The sequence below is a fragment of the Streptomyces rugosispiralis genome, from assembly GCF_024505145.1.
Classification (GTDB): domain Bacteria; phylum Actinomycetota; class Actinomycetes; order Streptomycetales; family Streptomycetaceae; genus Streptomyces; species Streptomyces rugosispiralis.
Genome location: NZ_JANIAA010000009.1, coordinates 76562 through 98107, shown reverse-complemented (window position 1 = coordinate 98107; position 21546 = coordinate 76562). Strand labels below are relative to the sequence as shown.

Genomic DNA, 21546 nt, shown 5'->3' with positions numbered 1-21546 from the left:
CACTTCTCCAGGATCCCAGGCACCACTGACAATCCATCGGCCGACGCATGCGCGGCCTCTCAGCGCGAGGGGCCGTCAATCCGTAAGCTGTGCACGTCAGACGGACGGCAACGGAACAACAGCGGCGAACCGACGGCAGTTCGACGGCAAACGGCAAGCAGACGGCAGCGGATGGGGCTCCCCACCAGGGGTTAAGGGAAGGGGCCCCCACCGGAGGTAGGGGACGGACATGGCGATGATGCGGCTCCGGCGCGAGGACCCGCGTGTCGTCGGCTCCTTCCGCCTCCATCGGCGGCTCGGCGCGGGCGGCATGGGCGTGGTCTACCTCGGCTCCGACCGGCGCGGACAGCGGGTGGCGCTGAAGGTGATCCGGCCGGATCTCGCCGAGGACCGGGAGTTCCGGTCCCGGTTCGCCCGGGAGGTCTCCGCCGCGCGGCGGATCCGCGGCGGCTGCACGGCCCGGCTGGTGGCCGCGGACCTGGAGGCCGACCGGCCCTGGTTCGCCACCCAGTACGTACCGGGCCCCTCCCTCCACGACAAGGTGAACGAGGAGGGCCCGCTGCCTGCCGCCCAGGTCGCGTCGATCGGGTCGGCACTGGCCGAGGGGCTGTTGGCGGTCCATGAGGCGGGGGTCGTCCACCGCGACCTCAAGCCCTCCAACATCCTGCTCTCGCCCAAGGGCCCGCGCATCATCGACTTCGGTATCGCCTGGGCGACCGGGGCCAGCACCCTCACCCATGTGGGCACGGCGGTCGGCTCGCCCGGCTTCCTCGCGCCCGAGCAGGTGCGGGGCGCGGCGGTGACCCCGGCGACCGACGTCTTCGCCCTCGGCGCCACGCTCGCGTACGCCTCGACGGCGGACTCGCCGTTCGGGCACGGCAGTTCCGAGGTGATGCTGTACCGGGTGGTGCATGAGGAGCCGCAGTTGCTGGGCGTCCCCGACGCCCTGGCCCCGCTGCTCCACGCCTGTCTGGCCAAGGACCCGGAGGACCGGCCGAGCACTCTGCAACTGTCGCTGCGGCTGAAGGAGATCGCGGCGCGCGAGGCGCACGGCCACGGCTCCGGTGCCGGGGGCTACGGGGGTGGGCAGGGCCGTCCTCCGGCGCGGCGCCCCGAGGCGTACGCGGACCAGCACACGGAGCGGCGCTCCGGCGGTACGCCCGCGCCGCGGAGCGGGCCCCCGCCGCAGCGGCCGGGGGCCAGTACGGGCGGGGGCTCGGGCCGCCCCTCGGGGCGGAACACGCCCGCGCGCCCGGCCCAGCGCCGGGGTGGCCAGCGGCCACCCGCGCGTACGGACCGCCCGGGGCGCCCGGCCCAGACCGTGCGCACCTCGCCGAACGGACGCCGCCCCAGCGGGCCCAACCGCCGGCTGCTGCGGCAGCGGCTGACCGTGTTCGTCGTGGTGACGCTGCTGGTGGCGCTGGGGATCGCGGCGGCGCAGGGCTGTCAGGGGCCGGCGAACGGTCTGGGTGCGCCGCCGAAGCCGGCTGGGGCGGGGGCGGTTTCGTCGGCGGCACCGGGCTCGGTGGCGGGCTCGGTTGCGGGCTCGGTTGCGGGCTCGGTGGCGGCTGAGCCTGACGGCCGTTAGTTGCGGCTGAGTCTGACGGCCGTTGGGTACGGAGTGTCCGGCGGGGGTTGGCGCCTGCGGCGGGCTGTTCCCCTCCCCGCCCCTTCCCACAACTGGGGCTCCGCCCCAGACCCCGCTCCTCAATCGCCGGAGGGGCTGGAAGGCGGGGCTCCGTCCCAGATCCCCGGGGTCCAGGGGCCCAGAGGCGAAGCCCCTGAGATCCCCGGGATCCAGGAGCCCAGAGGCGAAGCCCCTGAGATCCCCGGGATCCAGGAGCCCAGAGGCGAAGCCCCTGAGATCCCCGGGGTCCAGGGGCGAGGCCCCTGCTACGCGGCCTGCCACTCGGCGGACGCCCCCTGGCGGTCAGCGCGTCGGTCTGCCCGAGGTCACCGCGTAGAAGGCGACCGCCGCCGCCGCGCCCACGTTGAGGGAGTCCACGCCGTGGGCCATGGGGATCCGGACCCACTCGTCCGCGGCCATCAGGGCCTGGGTGGAGAGCCCGTCGCCCTCCGCGCCCAGCATCAGCGCGACCCGCTCCAGGCGGTGCGGGGCCGCCTCGTCGATGGTGGTGGCCTTCTCGTCGGGGGTCAGCGCGAGGATCTTGAAGCCCGCCGCCCGGACCGCCTCCAGCCCGCGCGGCCAGCTCTCCAGCCGGGCGTACGGCACGGAGAAGACGGCGCCCATGGAGACCTTGACCGAGCGCCGGTAGAGGGGGTCGGCGCAGTCCGGGGAGAGGAGCACGGCGTCCATGCCGAGGGCCGCCGCGCTGCGGAAGATGGCGCCGGTGTTGGTGTGGTCGTTGACGGACTCCATGATGGCGACGCGCCGCGCGCCCGCCAGGATCGTCTCCGCGTCCGGCAGCGGCTTGCGCTGCATGGAGGCGAGGGCGCCGCGGTGGACGTGGTAGCCCGTCACGCGCTCGGCCAGTTCGGGGCTGACGGCGTAGACGGGGGCGGGGACGTCCTCGATCACGTCCCGCATCACATCGACCCACTTGGACGACAGCAGCATCGAGCGCATCTCGTAACCGGCGACCCGGGCGCGCCGGATCACCTTCTCGCCCTCGGCGATGAACAGGCCCTCGGCCGGCTCCCGCTTGCGTCGTAGCTCCACATCGGTCAGACCCGTGTAGTCGCTCAGCCGCGGGTCGTCCGGATCATCGACGGTGATGAGATCAGCCACTTAAGTGATACTGCCTTGTCCTGGATGCGGTGCCAATGAGCCCGACGCGAATAAGTTACCGGCGGTTACGTCTCGATGACGTCACCGGTGGTCACGGGACGAGACGGCGACGACCTCGCCGATCACCACGACCGCCGGGGGCCGTACGCCCTCGGCCGCGACCTTCTCCCCGACGGTGGCGAGGGTCGCGTCCACCCGGCGCTGGGCCGGGGTGGTGCCCTCCTGGACCACCGCGACGGGGGTGTCGGCGGCGCGGCCGTGGGCGACGAGGGCCGCGGCGATGGCGCCGATCTTCTCGACGGCCATGAGCAGCACCAGCGTGCCGCGCAGCCTCGCCAGCGCCGCCCAGTCCACCAGGGAGCTGGGGTCGTCGGGGGCGACATGGCCGCTGACCACCGTGAACTCATGCGCGACGCCCCGGTGGGTCACCGGGATCCCGGCCGCGCCCGGGACGCTGATGGAGCTGGAGATGCCGGGCACGACGGTGCACGGGATCCCGGCCTCGGCGAGCGCCTCCGCCTCCTCCATGCCGCGCCCGAAGACGAAGGGGTCGCCGCCCTTGAGGCGGACCACCGACTTGCCCGCCTTGGCGTGCTCGATCAGCGCGTTGTTGATCGCCTCCTGGGCCATGAAACGGCCGTACGGGATCTTCGCCGCGTCGATCACCTCGACATGCGGCGGCAGTTCATCGAGCAGATCGCGGGGGCCGAGGCGGTCGGCCACCACCACGTCCGCCTCGGCGAGGAGGCGGCGGCCGCGCACGGTGATCAGGTCCGGATCGCCCGGCCCGCCGCCGACCAGCGCCACATGCGGGCCGCGGGTGCGGTGGCGGGGCGCGGCGAGGGTGCCGTCCCGCAGCCCCTCCACCACGGCGTCCCGTACGGCGGCGGAGCGGCGCGGGTCCTGCCCGGTGAGGACGGCGACGGTGACGCCCTCGCTCCGCCCGGTGGCCGGGGTCCAGGCGGAGGCGGCCTCGGCGTCGTCGCTGCGTACGCACCAGATGCGGCGCGCCTCGGCCTCGGCGGACGCGGCGGCGTTGGCCTCCGGGTCGTCGGTGGTGATCAGGACGTACCAGGCGCCCTCGAAGTCACCCTCCTGGTAGCGGCGGCGCTCCCAGCGCACCTCCCCCGCCTCGGCCATGGCCTCGACGGAGGCCGTGGCGGACGGCGAGATCAGCAGGATGTCCGCACCGGCCGCTATCAGCGCGGGCAGCCGGCGCTGGGCGACCTGACCCGCCCCGAGGACGACGACACGCCGCCCGGAAAGGCGCAGCCCGACCGGGTATGCGAAGTTTTCGGACATGGCGGTGCGGCTCTCCTCATGCGAATCATGCGAAGCAACGGCCGCTGCGGCGCTGGAGCGGCTGATCGTCTGTGGGGCGGAGCCCCCGCCGACACCCTACGCGGCGGGGGCACGCATCAGTTCTTCTCCGTGACCCCTGCGGAGTCGAACGTGGCCACCTCGTGCATCGCCCGTGCGGCGCTCTGCACCACCGGGAGGGCGAGCAGCGCCCCGGTGCCCTCGCCGAGCCGCAGATCCAGGTCGACCAGGGGGCGCAGACCCAGCTTGTTCAGGGCCGCCACATGGCCCGGCTCGGCGCTGCGGTGGCCCGCGATGCAGGCCGCCAGCACCTCGGGCGCGATGGCCCGGGCGACCAGCGCGGCGGCGCCCGCGCTCACCCCGTCCAGGATCACGGGCGTACGCAGCGAGGCGCCGCCCAGCAGCAGCCCGGCGATCGCGGCGTGCTCAAGACCGCCGAACGCCGACAGGACGCCGATGGGGTCGGCCGGATCTGGCTGGTGCAGCTCGAGACCGCGCCGTACGACATCGATCTTGCGCGCGTGCATCTCGTCGTTGATGCCCGTGCCGCGCCCGGTCACCTCGGCCGGGTCGGCGCCGGTGTAGACGGAGACCAGGGCGGCCGACACGGTCGTGTTGGCGATCCCCATCTCCCCGGTGAGCAGCGCCTTGTTCCCCGCGGCCACCAGATCGCGGGCGGTCTCGATGCCCACCTCGATGGCGCGCAGCACCTCCTCGCGGGTGAGCGCGGGGCCGACGGTGAAGTCTCCGGTGCCCGCCCGCACCTTGCGCGGCAGCAGCCCGGGGGTGCTGGGCAGATCGCTCGCCACGCCGACGTCCACGACGCACACCTCGGCGCCCACCTGGCCGGCGAAGGCGTTGCAGACCGCGCCGCCGCCCAGGAAGTTGGCCACCATCTGGCCGGTGACCTCCTGCGGCCAGGCGGTGACGCCCTGGGCGTGCACCCCGTGGTCGCCCGCGAAGACCGCGACGGCCGCGGGCTCCGGGATCGGCGGCGGGCACTGCCGGGACAGCCCGCTCAGCTGGGCGGAGATGATCTCCAGCATGCCGAGCGCGCCCGACGGCTTGGTCATCCGCTTCTGCCGCTCCCACGCCTCGCCGAGCGCCTTGGCGTCCAGCGGGCGGATGCCCCGCAGGGTCTCCTGGAGCAGATTGTGCGGGTCCCCGCCGGGCAGGGTGCGGCGGCCGTACGCCTCCTCGTGGACGACCCAGGACAACGGGCGGCGCTTGGACCACCCGGCCTTCATCAGCTCGGGCTCCTCCGGGAACTCGTCGACGTATCCGACGCACAGATACGCCACGACCTCCAGATGCTCGGGCAGCCCCAGCTCCCGCACCATCTCGCGCTCGTCGAAGAAGCTGACCCAGCCGACGCCGAGGCCCTCGGCGCGGGCGGCGAGCCACAGGTTCTCCACCGCGAGCGCGGAGGAGTACGGCGCCATCTGCGGCTGGGTGTGCCGGCCGAGGGTGTGGCGGCCGCCGCGGGTGGGGTCGGCGGTGACGACAATGTTGACCGGGGTCTCGAGGATGGCCTCGATCTTCAGTTCCTTGAACTGCTTGGCCCGGCCCTTGGGCAGGGACTTGGCGTACGCGTCCCGCTGGCGCATGGCCAACTCGTGCATGGCACGCCGGGTCTCCGCCGAGCGGATCACGACGAAGTCCCACGGCTGGGAGTGCCCCACGCTGGGCGCGGTGTGCGCGGCCTCGAGGACGCGCAGCAGCACCTCGTGCGGGATGGGGTCGGGCCGGAAGCCGTTACGGATGTCCCGGCGCTCGCGCATCACGCGGTGGACGGCGGCGCGCTCGGCCTCGTCGTACCCCTCGGCGCGGGGGCCGAGGGGGATGGGGACCGCTTCGGGCTCGGGCTCCGGCACCGGCTCCTGCTCCGGCCCGGATTCCGACTCGGGCTCCGGCTCCGCTGCGGGTTCGGGGGCCGTTTCGGGGGTGGTGTCCTCGGGGGCCGTCTCGGGTTCCGGCTCCGGCTCGGGCTCCGGCCCAGGCTCCGGCTCGGAGGCGGCGGCTTCGGCTTCGGAGTCGGCTTCGGCTTCGACGTCAGCTTCGGAGTCGGCGGCTTCGGCGGTGCCGACGTCGGGCTCCATGGCTTCGGGCTCGGCGGCTGCCGCGTCCGTGGTCTCCGGTTCGGCGATCTCGGCCTCGGGCTCGGGCTCGGATTCCGTCGCGTTGGCCTCGGGCTCGGCGGCTGCGGGCTCGGCGGCTGCCGCGGCGTCGGGTTCCGGAGCACCGGCTTCCGGCTCCGCGGCGTCCTGCTCGGTGGTCTCGGGCTCGGTGACTTCGCCTTCGGGGGCCGTTTCGGGGGCCGGGGCCTCGGGTTCGGCGGGCTGGGCCTCCGCCCCTGCCTCAGCCTCGGCCGTGGGCCCGGTGGCCTCCGTACCGGTCTCCGACGCTGCCTCGGCGGCCGCTTCCGGCTCCGGCTCCGGCTCCGGCTGGGCGGGCGTCGTCTCGGCCTCGGCGCTCTCGGGTGCCTCCGCCTCGGGAGCTTCGCTCGCGGCGGCCTCGGGCTCCGGAGTGTCCGCCACTTCGGCCTCCGGAGCCTGCTCCTCCGGTGACGGCTCCTCAGCCACCGCCTCGGGGGTCTCCGCCTCAGAGGTCTCCGCCTCGGCTGCGGTCGGCTCGGGCTCCTGCTCGGGCGCCTCGGCCGCCGCCTGCTCCTCGGCGGGCTCCTCCGGCGTCGCGGCCTCGGCCTCCGGTGCGGCCTCCGGTGCGGCCTCCGGTGCGGCCTCCGGTGCGGCCTCCGCCGTCGCCTCAACCCGCGGCTCGGCGGGCTCCTCGGCCTGCGGCGGCTCGTCGGCCACTATCGAGTGCCCCGGGTCCACGGCGGGCTGCTCCACCGTTTCGGCGGACTGCTCCGGGAGCTGCTGAGCGGCCTCCTGGGCGGGGTCCTCGGCGGCGGGCGCCTCGGCGGCGGGGGCGGGCGGCATCTCGATCGCGATCGGCTCATGGGCCAGCTGCGCCGGAATCTCCGGCACGGCCTCCGCGACCGGATCCGGGACCGGCTGGGCCTCGGGCAGTTCGGTGACGGGCTCGGCCTGGGCCTGGGCCGGGATGTCGACGACCTGCTCCTCGGCCAGGGCGGCCTGCGGGGCGGGCTCCTCGACGGGCGCCCCGGCCTGGGCCGGGATGGTCGCGCCCATCTGGTGCGGGTCCGCGACCGCCGGGTCCGCATACGCCTGGTCCATCGCGACCGGCTGGGCCTCCGGCGCCACCGCCTCGGGCCGGGCGAACTGCTCGGGACCGGGCTCCGCTTCGGGCGTCTCCGCGACCTGGGGCTCCTCGGCCGGAACGCCCGTCTCCACGGGCACGGCATGCTGCACCGGCGGCGTGGAGTCCCAGGCGTCCCCCGGCGGCGGGGCGTCGACGAGCTGCGAGAGGTCCGCGAGCTGGGGCCCGGGGAGCCGACCCGGGTCGTCGGGCTGCGGGGTGAAGTACTGCGGCCCGGCGGCGTACTGGGGCGCGGTGGAGTAGTCCGCCGCCAGCGGCTGCTCGGGCATGCCGGGCGGCTGCTCCGGCGTGACCGGCTGCTGCTCGGGGACGACGAACTGCTCAGGCGCGGCGAACGGCTGCTCAGGCAGGACGAACTGCTCGGGCCCCGCGAACGGCTGCTCGGCCATCCCGCCCTGCTCGGGCCCCGGGACGCCCTGCTGCGCCCCCGCCGCGTACTCCGGCCGCGGCTCGGGCTGGGCGGCGGCCTGATGCGGCACCTGCGGCTGCGGCTCGGGTGCGACCTGCGGCTCCAGGACCTCCGGGACGGCCTGTTGCTCGGGCGCGACCTGCGGCTCCGGCGCCGCCTGCGACTGGGGCTGCGGCTCCGGCTGGCGTACGGGCGCGGCGTGCCGGCCCGCCGCCGGACCCCGGTCGGCGAGCGAACGCACCACGCCGTTGGAGGTGTCGGGCACCGGCGGGCCCATGTGGAGCGGCCGCCGGGCGGGGGCGGTGGGCGCCGCGTAGGCGGCCGGGGCGGGGGCCGGCTGCGGTACGGGCTGCTCCGCCACGGGCTGTGGCTCGGGCATCTGGGTCTCGGCGTACGCGGCGGGGTCGAGCACGCCCGCCTCGTACGCCCCGGTCTGGTACTGGGCCTGCTGCTCGCTCCAGGCGCCCTGGGCACCCGGCATCAGCAGCAGGTCGTCCTCCTCGCCCACGTGCTCCGGGCCTTCGAGAAAGGTGTAGGCGGCGCCGGGAGGGACACCGGGCTGCGGCTGTTCGATGTAACCGGCGTCGGCCGGCGGGGCATGGACATCCGCCGGGTGCGGGTGTCCGAGTCGTCCGCCTGCGTTCTCCGGCAGTCCCTCTCCCGGGACCTGGCCGGTGTCGGTCATGCGTACCCCTCGCCCATCGCTAGTGCTCCTTCCAACCGCCTACCGCCGAGAGCAAGCCCCCTGAGCAAGAACGAGCATGCGCCGTGCGCGGCACGTAGACACGCCCGAGGCTTGCCTACCGCGGCCCCGCCAAGGGAGGGGCACATTCCGGCCTTTGGCCAATAAAGCGCCGAACGCCGGGCAGCGGTAAAGGCAGTACAACGATCCGCCAGCCTACCTCGCGCGGTGCCCCGAGCAGGTCACCGGGGCGAAGCTCGGGGCGAACGTCACAAGGACAAAATCACTGGTGCGGGCGGTGGCCGCACAGCATGAAGGCGACCGCCCGCTCCCGTTCGGTCCAGCCCCGCGTGTCCAGTTCGACGGACTGGAGGAGCACGCATTCGACGGCGTAGCCGCCGTCCTCCAGCGCCGCGCCGATGGCCTCCGCCTCGTCCCGGGTCGCGGCCTGGGTGACGATGCGCTCGGGGCGGCGCGCGGCGCACGCGGCGACCACGGGCGCGCCCCCGCCGCCGATCCGCACCACGTCCGGCTCCGGCAGGTCCTCCAGCACTCCGGGGGCGACGCCCTGGACCACCTGGAGCTGTACGGCGAAGCGGCGGGCCAGGGTGGCGGTGCGCTCGCAGGCGTCCGGCTCGCGGTCGACGGCGATGACGGCGGCGCCGAACCCGGCGGTCTCGACGGCCGCCGCGCCGCTGCCCGCGCCGATGTCCCAGACCAGGTCGCCCAGGCGGGGGCCGACGCGGGCGAGTTGAAGGGCGCGCAGCTGCGGGGACTCGCTCTCGCTCAGCGCGGTCCCGTACGCGGGGCCGGGCAGCGCCCAGCCGCGGACGGCGCCCGGGTAGCCGGGCTCGCGTCCGGCGATCCAGCCGCCGCTCTGCAGCGCGCCGCGGGCGGCACCGGCCGACGCGCCGCCGCGGACGGGCGCTATGCCGGAGCCGCCGATGACGATGACGAGGTTGGGGTCGCGCCAGGCGTGGTCGGCGGCCTTGTCGGAGGTCAGCACGGTGACCTGCTCGCGCTCGGTGCCCAGGGCCTCGCAGATGATGAAGGTGCGGTGCACCGGGCCGAGCAGCAGCGCGAGTTCGGCGGGCCCGGCACCGGGCGAGGTGAGGACGGCGACCTTGGTGTGGGCGCGGCAGACGTTGACCGCGCGGCGCAGATCGCGGCTGTGGGCGACGACGACCTGGGCGTCGTCCCAGGGCATTCCGGCCCGCGCGAAGGCGGTGGCGACGGAGGAGACGGCGGGGACGACCTCGACCTCGAGCCCGTGCTCGGGGGCGCGCAGGGCGCGGACGACACCGAAGAAGCCGGGGTCGCCGTCGGCCAGGACCACGGCGGAGCCGCGGTGCTGGGCGATCCTGCGGGCCGCGAGGTCCACGCTGCCGAGCCGGATCCGCTCGGCGCCGGGCGGGACTTCGGGCAGCGCCAGGTGATGGGCGGCACCGGCCACGAGGGTGGCCGCGCCGAGGGCGGAGCGGGCCGCGTCCGTGAGCGGGGTGCCGTCCCAACCGATCACCGTGACGCGGTCGGCCATCGTCCTTGTTCTCCCCTATGTGTGGCGGGTCGGGTCTGTCGGTGCGTCGCGGTGGGATGCGGGCGCGTCGCGGGTGCGGTGCCCGTGAGGGTCCACGGGCGGGTCGCGGCCGGTGCGCCGCGGTGCGCGGGTCACGGCCCCGGACGCGGCCGAGGCGCGGGTGCTCAGCGCGGACAGAGAGTACCCCGGCTGGTCCGGACCGCCGGAGTGGGGGCGGGCGCTGGGGTGGTGCGCCGAGGGCGCGGACGGCGCGAATGCGCCGGATGTCCGCCCCGGCCAGGGTGCGGTGGGGGCGTCAGCCCCACTCGGAGTAGCTGGGGTAGACGCCGAAGCCGTCGGGCCCGGAGATCCGGTCGGGGGCGCCGTCGAGGTCCTCGGCGAGCAGACTCCAGACGATGAGGTCGGTGCGCAGATCGGTCCAGCCACCGTCCTCCGTCTGGGTGCGGGCTATCCAGGCATGGCGCAATACGCCCTCGCTGATGCAGCCGACCTTCTGGGCTACCTGCTGGGCGGCGGTGTTGCCGGCCGCGGTACGCAGCTCCAGGCGCTCGAACTTCTGGTCCTGGAACAGCCAGCGGGCCACGGCCAGCACCGACTCCGAGGCATAGCCCTCACCGCGCGCCCAGGGGGCGACGATATAGCTGACCTCGGTGGCCAGCAGCCGCCAGTCGGTGTGGCACAGATGCACGATGCCGACGAGTCGCTGGGTGAGGAATTCGGCGACCGCGAAGACGATTCCGCGGCCGGTGGTCCGTTCCGCCGGGGCGAGCCGCAGCGCCTGATCGCGGGCGTCCCCGAGGCCGTACGGATAGGGCGCCCGGGTCCAGGCGATGACGCTTTCGTCGTTCATCATGTCCGCGAGCGCGGGTATGTCCGCTTCCTCGAACGGGCGCAGCACCAGCCGTTCCGTACTGATGGAGATGTCCGGGAAGGTGGATGTCATGCGCCGCTCCGTAACCGGGGATCGTTGTCTGGGCCGTGGAAAGGCCCAGCATGCAGCATCACGCAGGGGAAATGCAGCACGGGGGGTGAATCGGAAGGCTCCGCATCCGGTTGTGGTCCGGACGCGGAGCCTCGGGGATCCGCCAGCGGGCGGGAAACGTTGGCGAATTCGTTGCGGTGGTGACGGTGTGCCGGGGGATCAGAAGGACGGCAGCACGGAGCCCTGGTACTGGTCCTTGATGAACTTCTTCACCTGCGGGGAGGTGAGGAGCTTGGCCAGCTTCTTCACCCGCGGGTCGTCCTCGTTGCCCTTCTTCACGGCCAGGAAGTTGGCGTACGGGTTGTTCTTGGGCGACTCGAGGATGATGGCGTCCTTGGCGGGCTTGAGGTGCGCCTCGATGGCGTAATTGCCGTTGACGACCGCGGCGTCCACGTCGTCGAGCGACCGCGGCAGCTGGGCGGCCTCCAGTTCCTTGAACTTCAGGCCCTTGGGGTTGTCGGTGATGTCCTTGGGGGTGGCCTCGTTGCCGACGCCGCTCTTGAGCTTGATGACGCCGTTGGCGTCCAGCAGCTTCAGCGCGCGGGCCTCGTTGACCGTGTCGCTCGGGACGGCCACGGTGGCGCCCTTCTTGAGCTCGTCGGTCTTCTTCACCTTGTGCGAGTAGAGTCCGAGCGGCTCGAGGTGCACGGTGACGACGGGCACGATGTCGGTGCCCTTCTTCTTGTTGAAGTCGTCGAGGAACGGCTGGTTCTGGAAGTAGTTGGCCCCGACCGAGCCGTCCTGGGTGGACAGGTTCGGCGTGTTGTAGTCGGTGAACTCCTTCACCTCAAGCTTGAGGCCCGCCTTGTCGGCCAGGTGGTCCTTGACGTAGTTGAGGATCTCCGCGTGCGGGACGGGGCTCGCGGCGACGACCAGCGCGCCGTTCTTGTCGTCCGACGAACCCGGGGCGCCGCAGGCCGCGACGCCGAGGGCGAGCGCTCCGGCGGCGAGGACGGTGGTGACGGTCTTGGTGGTGTTACGCACGAAAAGTGCCTTTCTTCGGGGACGCACGAATCCGCCGCGGGTGCGGAAGCGGAATTCGGTCTGGCGGTATGGGGGGTGTGGGGGCTCAGGGGACCTTGGTGGGCTCCACGGTCTCGATCTCGCTGGGCGCGGCCTGCGGCTCCGGCGCCGGAGCGGGCTTCTGGGCCCGGGACGCGCCGCCGCGCAGCAGCACCAGCCGCGGGGCGACCGAGGAGCGGCCGCGGTGCGACAGGCCACGGGCGGCGAGGTCGCCCGCGAACTGGATGATGGCGATGACCACCGCGAGGATGGCGACGGTGATCCACATCAGCTTGGTCTCGAACCGCAGATAGCCGTAGCGGACCGCCAGGTCACCGAGGCCACCGGCGCCGACCGTGCCGGCCATCGCGGAGTAGCCGATGAGCGCGACGATCGTGGTGGTCGCACTGGAGATCAGCGACGGAAGCGACTCGGGCAGCAGTACCTTGCGGACCACCGTCCAGGTGGAGCCGCCCATCGACTGCACGGCCTCCACAAGACCGCCGTCCACCTCGCGCACCGAGGTCTCCACGAGCCGGGCGTAGAAGGGGATGGCGCCGATGGCCAGGGGCACGATGGCGGCCTCGGGTCCGATGGTGGTGCCGACGATCGCGCGGGTGAAGGAGATCAGCGCGACCATCAGGATGATGAACGGCATCGAGCGGGCGATGTTGACGACCTGCCCGACGACCTTGTTCACCACGACGTTCTGGAGGACTCCGCCGCGGTCGGTGAGGACCAGCAGCACGCCGAGCGGCAGTCCGCCGCCGACCGCGATCAGCGCCGACCAGCCGACCATGTAGAGGGTGTCCCAACAGGCCTGCTCCAGCAGGGGCTCCATCTCGGACCAGGTCACTTGGCGCCCTCCTTGAGCAGCGGGGTCGGGTTCGCGCGCGGGCCGTCGGCGATGGCCGCCACATCGACCTGGAGGCCCTGCTCCCGCAGGAAGCCGATCGGGACGACGTTCTCCTCGAACCGGCCGGGCAGCTCGATCCGCATCCGCCCGACCTGGTGGCCGCCGACGGTTTCCATGGCGGCGCCGAGGATCGAGATGTCGATGTTGTACGTACGGGACAGCTGGGAGATGACCGGCTTGGTGGCCGCCTCGCCCTGGAAGGTGACGTCCACCACCGTGCGGTCCTCGCCCGAGGGCACCCCGCCGACCGGGAAGAGCTCCTGGGCCAGCTCGGAGCCGGGCGTGGCCAGCAACTCGCTGACCTTGCCGGACTCCACGATCCGCCCGTCGCGCATCAGCGCGGCCGAGTCGCAGATCGTCTTCACGACGTCCATCTCGTGGGTGATGAGCAGCACGGTCAGGCCAAGCTGCTCATTGAGGTCGCGCAGCAGCTGGAGGATCGAGCGGGTGGTCTCGGGGTCCAGCGCGGAGGTCGCCTCGTCCGAGAGCAGCACCTTGGGGTCCCCGGCGAGCGCACGGGCGATGCCGACGCGCTGCTTCTGGCCGCCGGAGAGCTGCGCGGGGTACGCCTTGGCCTTGTCGGAGAGGCCCACCAGCTCCAGCAGTTCCAGGGCCTTGCGGGTGCGCTCCTTGCCGGAGACGCCGAGGATCTCCAGGGGCAGCTCGACGTTGTCCCGCACGGTGCGCGAGGAGAGCAGGTTGAAGTGCTGGAACACCATGCCGATGCGGCTGCGGGCCTGGCGCAGCGCGGACCCCGCACGATGGCCTCGGCCGGCCAGCGCGGTCAGGTCCTGGCCGGCCACGCTGACCGTGCCGGAGGTGGGGCGTTCCAGGAGGTTGACACAGCGGATGAGGGTGGACTTCCCGGCGCCGCTCTGGCCGACGACGCCGTACACCTCACCCTCGCGGACATGCAGATCGACGCCGTCGAGGGCGGTGACCTCGCGGCCTCGTGAGCGGTAGACCTTGGTCAGGTCCGTGGTGGTGATCACAGGGTTTCCGTCACTGTTGAGTGCGCGGCGGTTGGTGCCGCCGGGCACGGCTCGTTCATTGCGGAACGCGGCAGGGTGGACCCGAGGGCTTGCCCGGTGTGTGGGCGGGGTTCGGGTTCCGGTGGCGCGGGGCGGCTCGGTCCGGCGTGATGGACGCACGGAACCGGCTCAGCGGGTCTCGCTTCGGGGCGCGAGGCTCAGCGGGGGCCCTCAGCAGTCACACATTCGACACCGACAACGAGCACCGGGCGCGGGGATCGCCTCGGTCGCAGGGATGCGGCAGCTCGTCGTGGTCATGGCTGCAAGTAAAACAGACACCGGTATGGACCCATCAAGCATGTCCGTATAGCGGACGGCGCTGCTCGGTCCGTGGACGGTCGAAAACGGTCGAAAGAGGTGGCGGGACCGGTTCAGACCCGGCAGGTGATCTCCACTCCCCCGTCGGAGACCTGTGCGGACACCGCCGACAGGTCCTCGACCACGACATCGGCGACCAGCTTCGCCCGGTCGGTCGTTGTGGCCAACGCCACGGTCCGCATCCCGGCCGCGCGGCCCGCGGCGAGCCCGGCCGGGGCGTCCTCGAAGACCACACAGCGTGCCGGGTCGACTCCGAGCCGCTCGGCGGCCAGCAGGAACGGTTCGGGGTGGGGCTTGCCACGGGTGATGTCATCGGCGCTGATCAGCGTCCCCGGACGTATCGCCACCTCCGCCAGGCGGGCCTCGGCCAGCTCACGGTAGGCGGAGGTCACCACGGCCCAGCGCCCGGCGGGCAGCCCCGCCAGCAGCTCGGCGGCGCCGGGGAGCAGCTTCACCCCGCCCGGTACGTCCGCCAGCTCCAGCTCGTCGATGCGCGACCGGGCCCGCGCGGCGCGGTCGGCGGGGAGCAGGTCGGCGATGATGTCGTCGGCCGGGCGGCCGTGCAGCTCGACCCGGGCGAAGTCCTCCGCCGCGATCCCCTGCTCCTCGGCCCAGCGGGTCCAGCAGCGCTGGACCGAGTCCAGGGACGAAACGAGGGTTCCGTCGTTGTCGAACAACAGCGCGTCAGCGGAGATCTTCATGAGTCGCAGCGTACGTGGGGGTGGCGGAGGCCCTCGCGCGCGGGGCCGGGCGCGGTGCGGTGGGCCGGGCCGATTACCCTCGTCCCATGCTTGTCACTCCCTGTGTGCGCCGCCGTCGGGTGCGCCGCCGCACCGCGCGGAGGTCCCGTTGATCGACGCGCTGACGGTCGCGCTCGGTGTGACCGCGCTCCTCCTCGCCGCGTGGTGCGGCTTCGCCGCCTACCGGGACCAGCCGACCAAGGACTGGCACTTCATCGGCATGGCCCTGGTGGCCCTGCTGGCGATCGTGCAGCTGGTCATAGGAGTGGTGCGGCTGGCGGGCGGGGCCGACCCGCAGCAGGGCGTGGCCATCTTCGTGGCGTATCTCATCGGCTCGGCGCTCGCGGTGCCGATCGCGGCGTTCATGTCGCTGACGGAGCGGACCCGCTGGGGGTCGGCGACGGTCTCCGCGGCGGCCGTGGTGCTGGCCGTGCTCGAGGTGCGGCTCTACGACATCTGGGGAGGCATCGGTGGCTGAATCACGGGAGGCGTCGATGACGGAGGACTCGGCGGCCGGGGAGGCGACCGGAAAGGCCGGGAACGCGGCCGGAAAGCCGGAATCCACTGTGCGCACCGGGCTCGGTCAGGGCCCAGGGCGGCTGCTGGTGATGCTCTACGGGGTCTTCACGGTGGCCGCCGCGTCCCGCTCGATCTACCAGCTGATCGCGCAGTACCAGGAGGCCCCGCTCGCCTACATCCTCTCGGCGGTCTCCGCCGCGGTGTACGCGTTCATCACGGTCTCACTGGTGCGCGGCGGCGAGGGCGCCCGTAAGGCGGCGATCGTCTGCTGTGCGCTGGAGCTGCTGGGGGTGCTGACCGTGGGCACCTGGACCCTTGCCGACCCGTCGGCCTTCCCGGACCAGACGGTGTGGTCCGACTACGGGATGGGCTATCTGTTCATCCCGATCTTCCTGCCGGTCACGGGCCTGCTGTGGCTGCGGAAGGCCCGCCGGGGCTGACCCCGGCGGGCCCGTGTCCCGCGTCCCGCGTCAGGCGCTGGCGGCGTACGCCGTGGCCGTGGCGTCCTTCTCCAGGGTGACCAGGCTCAGCCGGCGGTTGACCTCCTCGGTGCCCACCTGGGCGTAGCCGTAGCGGCGGTACAGCCGCAGATTGCCCTCGCTGCGATGGCCGGTGAACAGGCGGTACCGCTTGGCGGCCCGCTCGCCGGAGAGCCGCTCCTCGATCGCCGCGAGCAGCCGTCCGCCCAAGCCGTGCCGCTGCATCCGGGGGTGGACGATCAGCTTGGCGATGGCGGCGGTGCCCTTGTCGTCGACGACCCCGCGGACCGAGCCGACGACCTCCTCGCCGAGCCGGGCGACGAGCACACAGCCCTCGCTCAGTTCGGCGCGCAGGTCGTCGAGCGACTGCGTCAGCGGTTCGATCGAGTAGTCGCCGTAGAGCTCCGCCTCGCCCTGGTAGCACAGATACTGCAGCTTCAGGATCCGCTCGGCGTCGTCCGCGGTCGCCGCGGAGATGGTCACGCTCATGCCCATGTGCGCATGCCTCCCCTATGTCGTCAGTCCACCGGTCGCGTTGAGGGTAGGAGTGCGACCGGGGGTTCATGGCCTGGGTGGAGGCGCCGCGTGGTCGGCGTCCGCCTCCGAGGCGCCGGTTGTCTATCGCTCCTTTCCCCATGGTTCAGGAGCCGCAACCTCCACCGTGAGCATTCTGCGCAGGCAACCCAGACATCGGGAACGTACCGGGCCCAGACTGCCCTGTGACATTCCCAACTGACCGGCGATTTCGCGATACGTGGGATCCGCGCGGGAGAGCATCGCCGCGAGCAGCGCGGGGCAGCGTCCGGGCAGCCGCCGCACCGCCGCGCGCAGCGTCCGGCGGGCCTCCGCGGCCAGCACGGCGTGTTCGGCCGGACGGGGTTCGGGGCCGCTGGGCGGGCCGCCGGCCACCGGGTCGTACGGCACCTCACGGCGCGCCCGGCGCCTGGCCCCGCGCACCTCGGCCCGTACGGCGCGGCGCAGCCAGCGGGTGGGGTGGGGCGGCGGTCCGGCGTCCCGGGTGCGTTCGAGCAGCCGCAGCCAGACGGCCTGTTCGAGTTCGGCGGGCTCGACGCCGACGCCGTGTGCCTCGGCCGCCGCCTCGGCTGCCAGCAACGGGCCCAGCTGCTTCACAAGGTCCATGCCGGGCGGGACGAGGGCCGGTCGTGGGGTGGTTGCCGGGTGACCGCGGTCTCACCCGACCGGGGAAGCGGCGGGGCCGCGCCTTGACGCTCGCGCGGCCCCGCCGCCTCTCACGGGCGGATCGGGTGGATCGAACAGATCGGGCGGATCGGACGGATCACTTGCGGAAGTCCGCCGCCGCGAGCAGCGCCGTGTCCGCGTTGTCGGAGAAGATTCCGTCAATTCCGGTCGCGAAGTATGCCTTGAACGCCCCGAAAGCGTCACCGTAGGCGTTGGGGTCGCTGCCGCGGCGGAAGTCGGCCGGGAGGAAGGTGTTCTCGTTGCGCATGGTGTACGGGTGCAGGATCAGCCCCGCCGCGTGCGCGTCCTTCACCACGCTGGTCGGCGTGGACAACTTGCCGTCCGACGTCCGGGGGATGATGACCGACAGATCGGGGCCGATGCCCTGGGCGTAGCTCGCGATCCACTTGAGCCCCTCGGGCTTGACCAGGTCCGCGACCGTCCGCGGGTCGTTCGCCTCGACGAAGTCCCAGGGTCGGCTGTCGATGGTGGACAGCAGCACGACGGCCGGGGTGTCCACCAGCTTGCGCAGCCGCTGGATGCTGCTCGGCTCGAAGGACTGCAGGAACAGCGCCGCGTCCTTCTTGTGGCGGCCGTACCGGCGCAGCAGCTTGGCCAGCGGCTCCTCGAGACCGAGCCCCAGCTTGCGGAAGTAGGTGGGGTGCTTGGTCTCCACGTACAGCCAGACGCGGCGGCCCCGCCTGCGGCCCTCGCGGTCGGCCCACTGGAGCACCTCTTCGAAGGTGGGCACCTCCCAGCGGCCGTCGTAGAGGGTGTTGCGCTGGCGGTTGCCCGGGATGCGCTCCTTGGCGCGCAGGGTCTTCAGCTCGGCGAGGGTGAAGTCCTCGGTGAACCAGCCGGTGAGCTTGGTGCCGTCGACCGTCTTGGTGGTCTTGCGGTCGGCGAACTCCGGGTGGGCGGAGACATCGGTGGTGGCCGTGATGTCGTTCTCGTGGCGGCAGACCAGATGGCCGTCCTTGGTGGGGACCAGGTCCTGCTCGATGATGTCGGCGCCCATGTCCAGGGCGAGCTGGTACGAGCCGAAAGTGTGCTCGGGCCGGTAGCCGCTGGCGCCGCGGTGGCCGATCACGGTGGGAACCGGCAGCTCATGGCCCCGGCCGGACGTTCCCGCGACCGCGCCCGGCGCGGTCCGGGTCTCCGCGGCCGTCGCCGTGCCCGCACCGCTCAGCGCCATCGCTCCCGCACCGAGGGCCGCGGCCCCCAGCAGGGCGCGCCGTCCGGGCTTCTGCTCCCGCTCCATGCAGCACTCCTTGATGTGGTGTTCAACACCTGTCAAATCCCGTCAGAGAACGGCCTGATGGTAGGCGTGGGCGGCTTTCCTGCGGGAGACATCGGGCGAAACGCGTGGGGAACGCGGGTCAACGCCGCGTACCAGGTGGGTGAACCTGGTGTGCGCCGGAGCGCGACCGGCGAGTATCGTCCTCTATCGGCGCTCGGGTGCGGTACGAGGTTGACGAACCGTACGACGGTGCGTCCCAGACCTTGACCCCGACCGGAGGGCCCGTGTCCCGATTCGCGTTTCTGAAGGCAGTACTCGGTCCGCTGATGCGCCTGATGTTCCGCCCACGGGTCGAGGGGGCCGAGGGCATTCCGGGCTCGGGCCCGGTGATCCTCGCCGGGAACCATCTCACCTTCATCGACTCGATGATCCTGCCGCTGGTCTGTGACCGTCAGGTCTTCTTCATCGGCAAGGACGAGTACGTCACGGGCAAGGGCCTCAAGGGCCGGCTGATGGCCTGGTTCTTCACCGGCGTCGGCATGATCCCGGTGGACCGGGACGGTGGACGCGGCGGTGTCGCGGCGCTGATGACGGGGCGCCGGGTGCTGGAGGAGGGCAGGGTCTTCGGCATCTACCCCGAGGGCACCCGCTCCCCCGACGGCCGCCTCTACCGCGGCCGCACCGGCATCGCCCGGCTCGCGCTGATGACCGGCGCGCCCGTGGTGCCGTTCGCGATGATCGGGACCGACCGGATCCAGCCGGGTGGCAAGGGGCTGCCGCGGCCGGGCAAGGTCGAGGTCCGCTTCGGCGAGCCGCTGGAGTTCACCCGCTACGAGGGCATGGACCGCGACCGCTATGTGCTGCGGGCCGTGACCGACGAGGTGATGAGCGAGGTCATGCGGCTGTCGGGGCAGGAGTACGTGGACATCTACGCCACGAAGGCGAAGTCGGCCGCATAACGGCTGACGCCCGATGGTTCGGGCGAACCGCGGCGGTCCGGCGTTCGGGCCGCCGCGGTTCTGTGTCCGGGCGCGCGGAGTTCCATCCGGGCCGCCGGGGCTTTGCGCTCGGGCCGGTGTCGTGGGTCGGCGGCTTTGCGGAAGATCTGGTTCCGCTACCCGCTGGTCACCATCGGGCCCGGCCACTATGGTGCCGCGGGTGACCACGATGACCGTGCCCTCCCCCGACTTCGTGATGCTGCGTGGTCGGCGGTTCGCCGTGACCGATTTCGGCGGACCGGGCGACCCGGTCCTGGCCCTCCACGGCCACTTCGGCCGGGGCCGGATGTACGCACCGCTGGCCGCCGCCCTCGCCCCCGAACGACGGGTGATCGCCCTCGATCAGCGCGGGCACGGGCTGACCGGCGGCGGTGGCCCCTTCACCCTGGACGAGTACGTGGCCGACGCCGCCGCCCTGCTCCGGGAGCTGGGTCTCGGCCCGGTCCCGGTCGTCGCCCACTCCACCGGCGCGGTCGGCGCGTACGCGCTGGCCGCCCGCCATCCGGATCTGGTGAGCGCGCTCGTCGTCGAGGACATCGGCGCGGTGACGGACCGTCCGGTGGTCAGCCATCCGGTGCTCGATGTCTCCGGGTGGCCGACCTGGGCCGTGGACCGGGAGAAGCTGCGCGCCGCCATAGAGTCCCGGGGCATCCCGGACGCCTCGTACTTCCTGGACAGCGCCGAGCCGGATCCGCAGACGGGCGGCTGGCGGCTGTTGTTCGAGCCCAGCCACATGATGGCGTCGCAGCAGGCCATGTGCGGTGACTTCTGGGACGACTGGCTGGGCTCCTCCTGCCCCGCGCTGCTGATGCGCGGCGAGCACAGCTCGCTGCTGCCGCCGGGCCACGCCCATGAGATGTCCACCCGCCGCCCCAACACGCGGCTGCGCGAGTTCGCCGGGTGCGGTCACTGGATCCATGACGACGCGCCCCGGCCGTACGCCCGCGCGGTCCGTTCGTTCCTGAGCGTGCTGTAGCTGTAGCGGGTATCCGGCGGTACGCGTACGCCTGCGGCGGGCCGCGCGGCGGATCTCAGCCCGTCCGGCGCTTGAGGACACGCCCGAAGGGACGCGGGGCTGTGTCGATGTGCGGCTCCGCCGCGGCTGTGTCCATGTGCGGCTCCGCCGCGTGGGCGACCCGCCACGACGGCGCCGCGGACATCGACGGCATCTCGGGGCCGGAGCCGTCAGGCCCAGGGCAGCTCCGAGCGGCGCCGCCAGTAGGTCTCCGGGGTCTCGGCCAGCGCCTCCAGCCGGGCCAGTCCGGGCTCGTCCAGGCGGAGGTCGGCGGCGGCCAGGTTGGAGCGCAGCTGGTCCGTCGTGGCGGCGCCGGAGAGGACGACCGTCACCCAGGGCCGGTGCAGCACCGCGGCCAGCGCGACGGCGTCCGGAGTGGCGCCCGTCTCCTCGGCCACCCGGCGCAGGGCCGCCGGAAGCCGCTCGGCCGCCTCGGTGAGCCGGCCGTTGGCCACGGCTTCCTTGACGATGACCGCCCGGCCCGCCTCATGGGCCTCGGCCAGCGCCGCCCCGGCCGACGGCTCCAGCAGGTTGTAGGTGGACTGGACGGTACGGAAGAGCGGCCTGCCGTCGACCTCCACGGCCAGCGCGGCGCGGATCGCCTCGGCCTGGCGCGGACCGCTGGTGGACACGCCGACCGTCACGCCCTCCGCGGCTAGCTCCGCCAGCCGCGCGTGCAGCCCGGGGTCGGTCAGGGCCGGGCTCTCGGGGGTCACCGAGTGGATCTGGTAGAGGTCCAGCCGGTCGCCGAGCAGCGCGTCGGTCAGCTCGCGCTGCCGCTCGAAGGTCTCGACGCCATGGTCCTTGACCTCGTGGGTCTCGGCGTCCGTACGCCACTCGGCGACATACGTATAGCCCCACTTGGAGCCGACGACCACGTCCCGTGCGGCGTCCGGGCGGTCCCGCAGCCAGTCGGCGAGGAACTCCTCGGCCCGGCCGTAGGAGCGCGCCGCGTCCAGATAGCGCACCCCGGCGGCGTACGCGGCGTCCAGCAGCTCATGGCTGCGCCGCCGCATCACCTCGACCGGGCGCTCGGCCGGGAGGTCACGGTCCCGGCCGAGATTGATGTAGGCGGGGCGGCCGACCGCGGCCAGGCCGAGCCCGATCCTGGCCACCCCCGCCCCGGGGGCCGCGATCTCCGCGAGTCGTTCGACGCCCATACTCCCTGT

18 protein-coding genes are annotated in these 21546 nt (G+C 73.0%); 5 read left to right on the top strand and 13 right to left on the bottom strand.

What is annotated here, in order from left to right; genetic code table 11:
- The first annotated feature begins 229 nt into the window (after positions 1-229).
- Positions 230-1588 (top strand): serine/threonine-protein kinase, encoded by a 1359-nt coding sequence (locus NP777_RS16980; RefSeq protein ID WP_256650995.1) that lies wholly within the window; start codon positions 230-232, stop codon positions 1586-1588.
- Between the two features lie 342 nt (positions 1589-1930).
- On the opposite strand, the gene NP777_RS16975 is transcribed toward NP777_RS16980, so the two are convergent.
- The 9 genes from NP777_RS16975 to NP777_RS16935 form a co-directional block, all read right to left on the bottom strand.
- Complete coding sequence (locus NP777_RS16975) at positions 1931-2749, bottom strand: TrmH family RNA methyltransferase (RefSeq protein WP_256650994.1); 819 nt, start codon at positions 2747-2749, stop codon at positions 1931-1933.
- 81 nt (positions 2750-2830) lie between these two features.
- The gene (gene cobA, locus NP777_RS16970) at positions 2831-4051 is read right to left on the bottom strand and encodes a uroporphyrinogen-III C-methyltransferase (RefSeq protein WP_256650993.1); all 1221 of its coding nucleotides are present in this window, start codon (positions 4049-4051) and stop codon (positions 2831-2833) included.
- A 116-nt stretch (positions 4052-4167) separates the two neighbouring features.
- Positions 4168-8403 (bottom strand): nicotinate-nucleotide--dimethylbenzimidazole phosphoribosyltransferase, encoded by a 4236-nt coding sequence (gene cobT, locus NP777_RS16965; protein ID WP_256650992.1) that lies wholly within the window; start codon positions 8401-8403, stop codon positions 4168-4170.
- A 280-nt stretch (positions 8404-8683) separates the two neighbouring features.
- A complete protein-coding gene (gene cbiE / locus NP777_RS16960; protein ID WP_256650991.1) occupies positions 8684-9937 on the bottom strand; it encodes a precorrin-6y C5,15-methyltransferase (decarboxylating) subunit CbiE in 1254 nt (417 codons plus the stop codon).
- A gap of 295 nt (positions 9938-10232) precedes the next feature.
- On the bottom strand, positions 10233-10880 hold the full coding sequence (locus tag NP777_RS16955; protein WP_256650990.1) for a GNAT family N-acetyltransferase: 648 nt from the start codon (positions 10878-10880) through the stop codon (positions 10233-10235).
- Between the two features lie 198 nt (positions 10881-11078).
- On the bottom strand, positions 11079-11903 hold the full coding sequence (locus NP777_RS16950) for a MetQ/NlpA family ABC transporter substrate-binding protein (RefSeq protein ID WP_256650989.1): 825 nt from the start codon (positions 11901-11903) through the stop codon (positions 11079-11081).
- Positions 11904-11988: 85 nt separating this feature from the next.
- Positions 11989-12777 (bottom strand): methionine ABC transporter permease, encoded by a 789-nt coding sequence (locus NP777_RS16945; RefSeq protein ID WP_256650988.1) that lies wholly within the window; start codon positions 12775-12777, stop codon positions 11989-11991.
- A complete protein-coding gene (locus NP777_RS16940) occupies positions 12774-13829 on the bottom strand; it encodes a methionine ABC transporter ATP-binding protein (protein WP_256650987.1) in 1056 nt (351 codons plus the stop codon). Before NP777_RS16940 ends, NP777_RS16945 begins: the two co-directional genes overlap by 4 nt.
- 410 nt (positions 13830-14239) lie before the next feature.
- Positions 14240-14887, bottom strand: a complete 648-nt coding sequence (locus NP777_RS16935; protein ID WP_256650986.1) for an HAD-IA family hydrolase — start codon at positions 14885-14887, stop codon at positions 14240-14242.
- 148 nt (positions 14888-15035) lie between these two features.
- Here NP777_RS16935 and NP777_RS16930 point away from each other — a divergent pair, with 148 nt between their 5' ends.
- Both NP777_RS16930 and NP777_RS16925 read left to right on the top strand, forming a co-directional pair.
- Positions 15036-15404 (top strand): hypothetical protein, encoded by a 369-nt coding sequence (locus NP777_RS16930; protein ID WP_256650985.1) that lies wholly within the window; start codon positions 15036-15038, stop codon positions 15402-15404.
- Between the two features lie 16 nt (positions 15405-15420).
- A complete protein-coding gene (locus NP777_RS16925) occupies positions 15421-15885 on the top strand; it encodes a hypothetical protein (protein ID WP_256651142.1) in 465 nt (154 codons plus the stop codon).
- Between the two features lie 30 nt (positions 15886-15915).
- On the opposite strand, the gene NP777_RS16920 is transcribed toward NP777_RS16925, so the two are convergent.
- From NP777_RS16920 to NP777_RS16910, 3 genes are all read right to left on the bottom strand, one after another.
- Positions 15916-16419, bottom strand: coding sequence for a GNAT family N-acetyltransferase (locus tag NP777_RS16920; RefSeq protein ID WP_256650984.1), 504 nt, complete (start codon positions 16417-16419; stop codon positions 15916-15918).
- A gap of 123 nt (positions 16420-16542) precedes the next feature.
- On the bottom strand, positions 16543-17064 hold the full coding sequence (locus NP777_RS16915; protein WP_256650983.1) for a sigma-70 family RNA polymerase sigma factor: 522 nt from the start codon (positions 17062-17064) through the stop codon (positions 16543-16545).
- A gap of 157 nt (positions 17065-17221) precedes the next feature.
- Positions 17222-18385: a glycerophosphodiester phosphodiesterase gene (locus NP777_RS16910; protein WP_256650982.1), complete on the bottom strand. Its 1164-nt coding sequence runs from the start codon at positions 18383-18385 to the stop codon at positions 17222-17224.
- Between the two features lie 263 nt (positions 18386-18648).
- On the opposite strand from NP777_RS16910, the gene NP777_RS16905 reads away from it, so the two are divergent.
- Positions 18649-19323 carry a lysophospholipid acyltransferase family protein gene (locus tag NP777_RS16905; protein WP_020867138.1) on the top strand — a complete coding sequence of 225 codons (675 nt, stop codon included), beginning with the start codon at positions 18649-18651 and terminating at the stop codon, positions 19321-19323.
- A 208-nt stretch (positions 19324-19531) separates the two neighbouring features.
- Positions 19532-20338, top strand: a complete 807-nt coding sequence (locus tag NP777_RS16900) for an alpha/beta fold hydrolase (protein ID WP_256651141.1) — start codon at positions 19532-19534, stop codon at positions 20336-20338.
- Between the two features lie 209 nt (positions 20339-20547).
- On the opposite strand, the gene NP777_RS16895 is transcribed toward NP777_RS16900, so the two are convergent.
- A complete protein-coding gene (locus tag NP777_RS16895; protein WP_256650981.1) occupies positions 20548-21537 on the bottom strand; it encodes an aldo/keto reductase in 990 nt (329 codons plus the stop codon).
- Positions 21538-21546: the final 9 nt, after the last annotated feature.

Excerpts from the sequence above, each read along its gene's own strand:
- NP777_RS16980 (WP_256650995.1), top strand. The coding sequence starts at position 230 with ATGGCGATGATGCGGCTCCGGCGCGAGGACCCGCGTGTCGTCGGCTCC.
- cobA (WP_256650993.1), bottom strand. The coding sequence starts at position 4,051 with ATGTCCGAAAACTTCGCATACCCGGTCGGGCTGCGCCTTTCCGGGCGG.
- cobT (WP_256650992.1), bottom strand. The coding sequence starts at position 8,403 with ATGACCGACACCGGCCAGGTCCCGGGAGAGGGACTGCCGGAGAACGCA.
- cbiE (WP_256650991.1), bottom strand. The coding sequence starts at position 9,937 with ATGGCCGACCGCGTCACGGTGATCGGTTGGGACGGCACCCCGCTCACG.
- NP777_RS16955 (WP_256650990.1), bottom strand. The coding sequence starts at position 10,880 with ATGACATCCACCTTCCCGGACATCTCCATCAGTACGGAACGGCTGGTG.
- NP777_RS16935 (WP_256650986.1), bottom strand. The coding sequence starts at position 14,887 with ATGAAGATCTCCGCTGACGCGCTGTTGTTCGACAACGACGGAACCCTC.
- NP777_RS16925 (WP_256651142.1), top strand. The coding sequence starts at position 15,421 with ATGACGGAGGACTCGGCGGCCGGGGAGGCGACCGGAAAGGCCGGGAAC.
- NP777_RS16920 (WP_256650984.1), bottom strand. The coding sequence starts at position 16,419 with ATGGGCATGAGCGTGACCATCTCCGCGGCGACCGCGGACGACGCCGAG.
- NP777_RS16915 (WP_256650983.1), bottom strand. The coding sequence starts at position 17,064 with ATGGACCTTGTGAAGCAGCTGGGCCCGTTGCTGGCAGCCGAGGCGGCG.
- NP777_RS16910 (WP_256650982.1), bottom strand. The coding sequence starts at position 18,385 with ATGGAGCGGGAGCAGAAGCCCGGACGGCGCGCCCTGCTGGGGGCCGCG.
- NP777_RS16900 (WP_256651141.1), top strand. The coding sequence starts at position 19,532 with ATGACCGTGCCCTCCCCCGACTTCGTGATGCTGCGTGGTCGGCGGTTC.
- NP777_RS16895 (WP_256650981.1), bottom strand. The coding sequence starts at position 21,537 with ATGGGCGTCGAACGACTCGCGGAGATCGCGGCCCCCGGGGCGGGGGTG.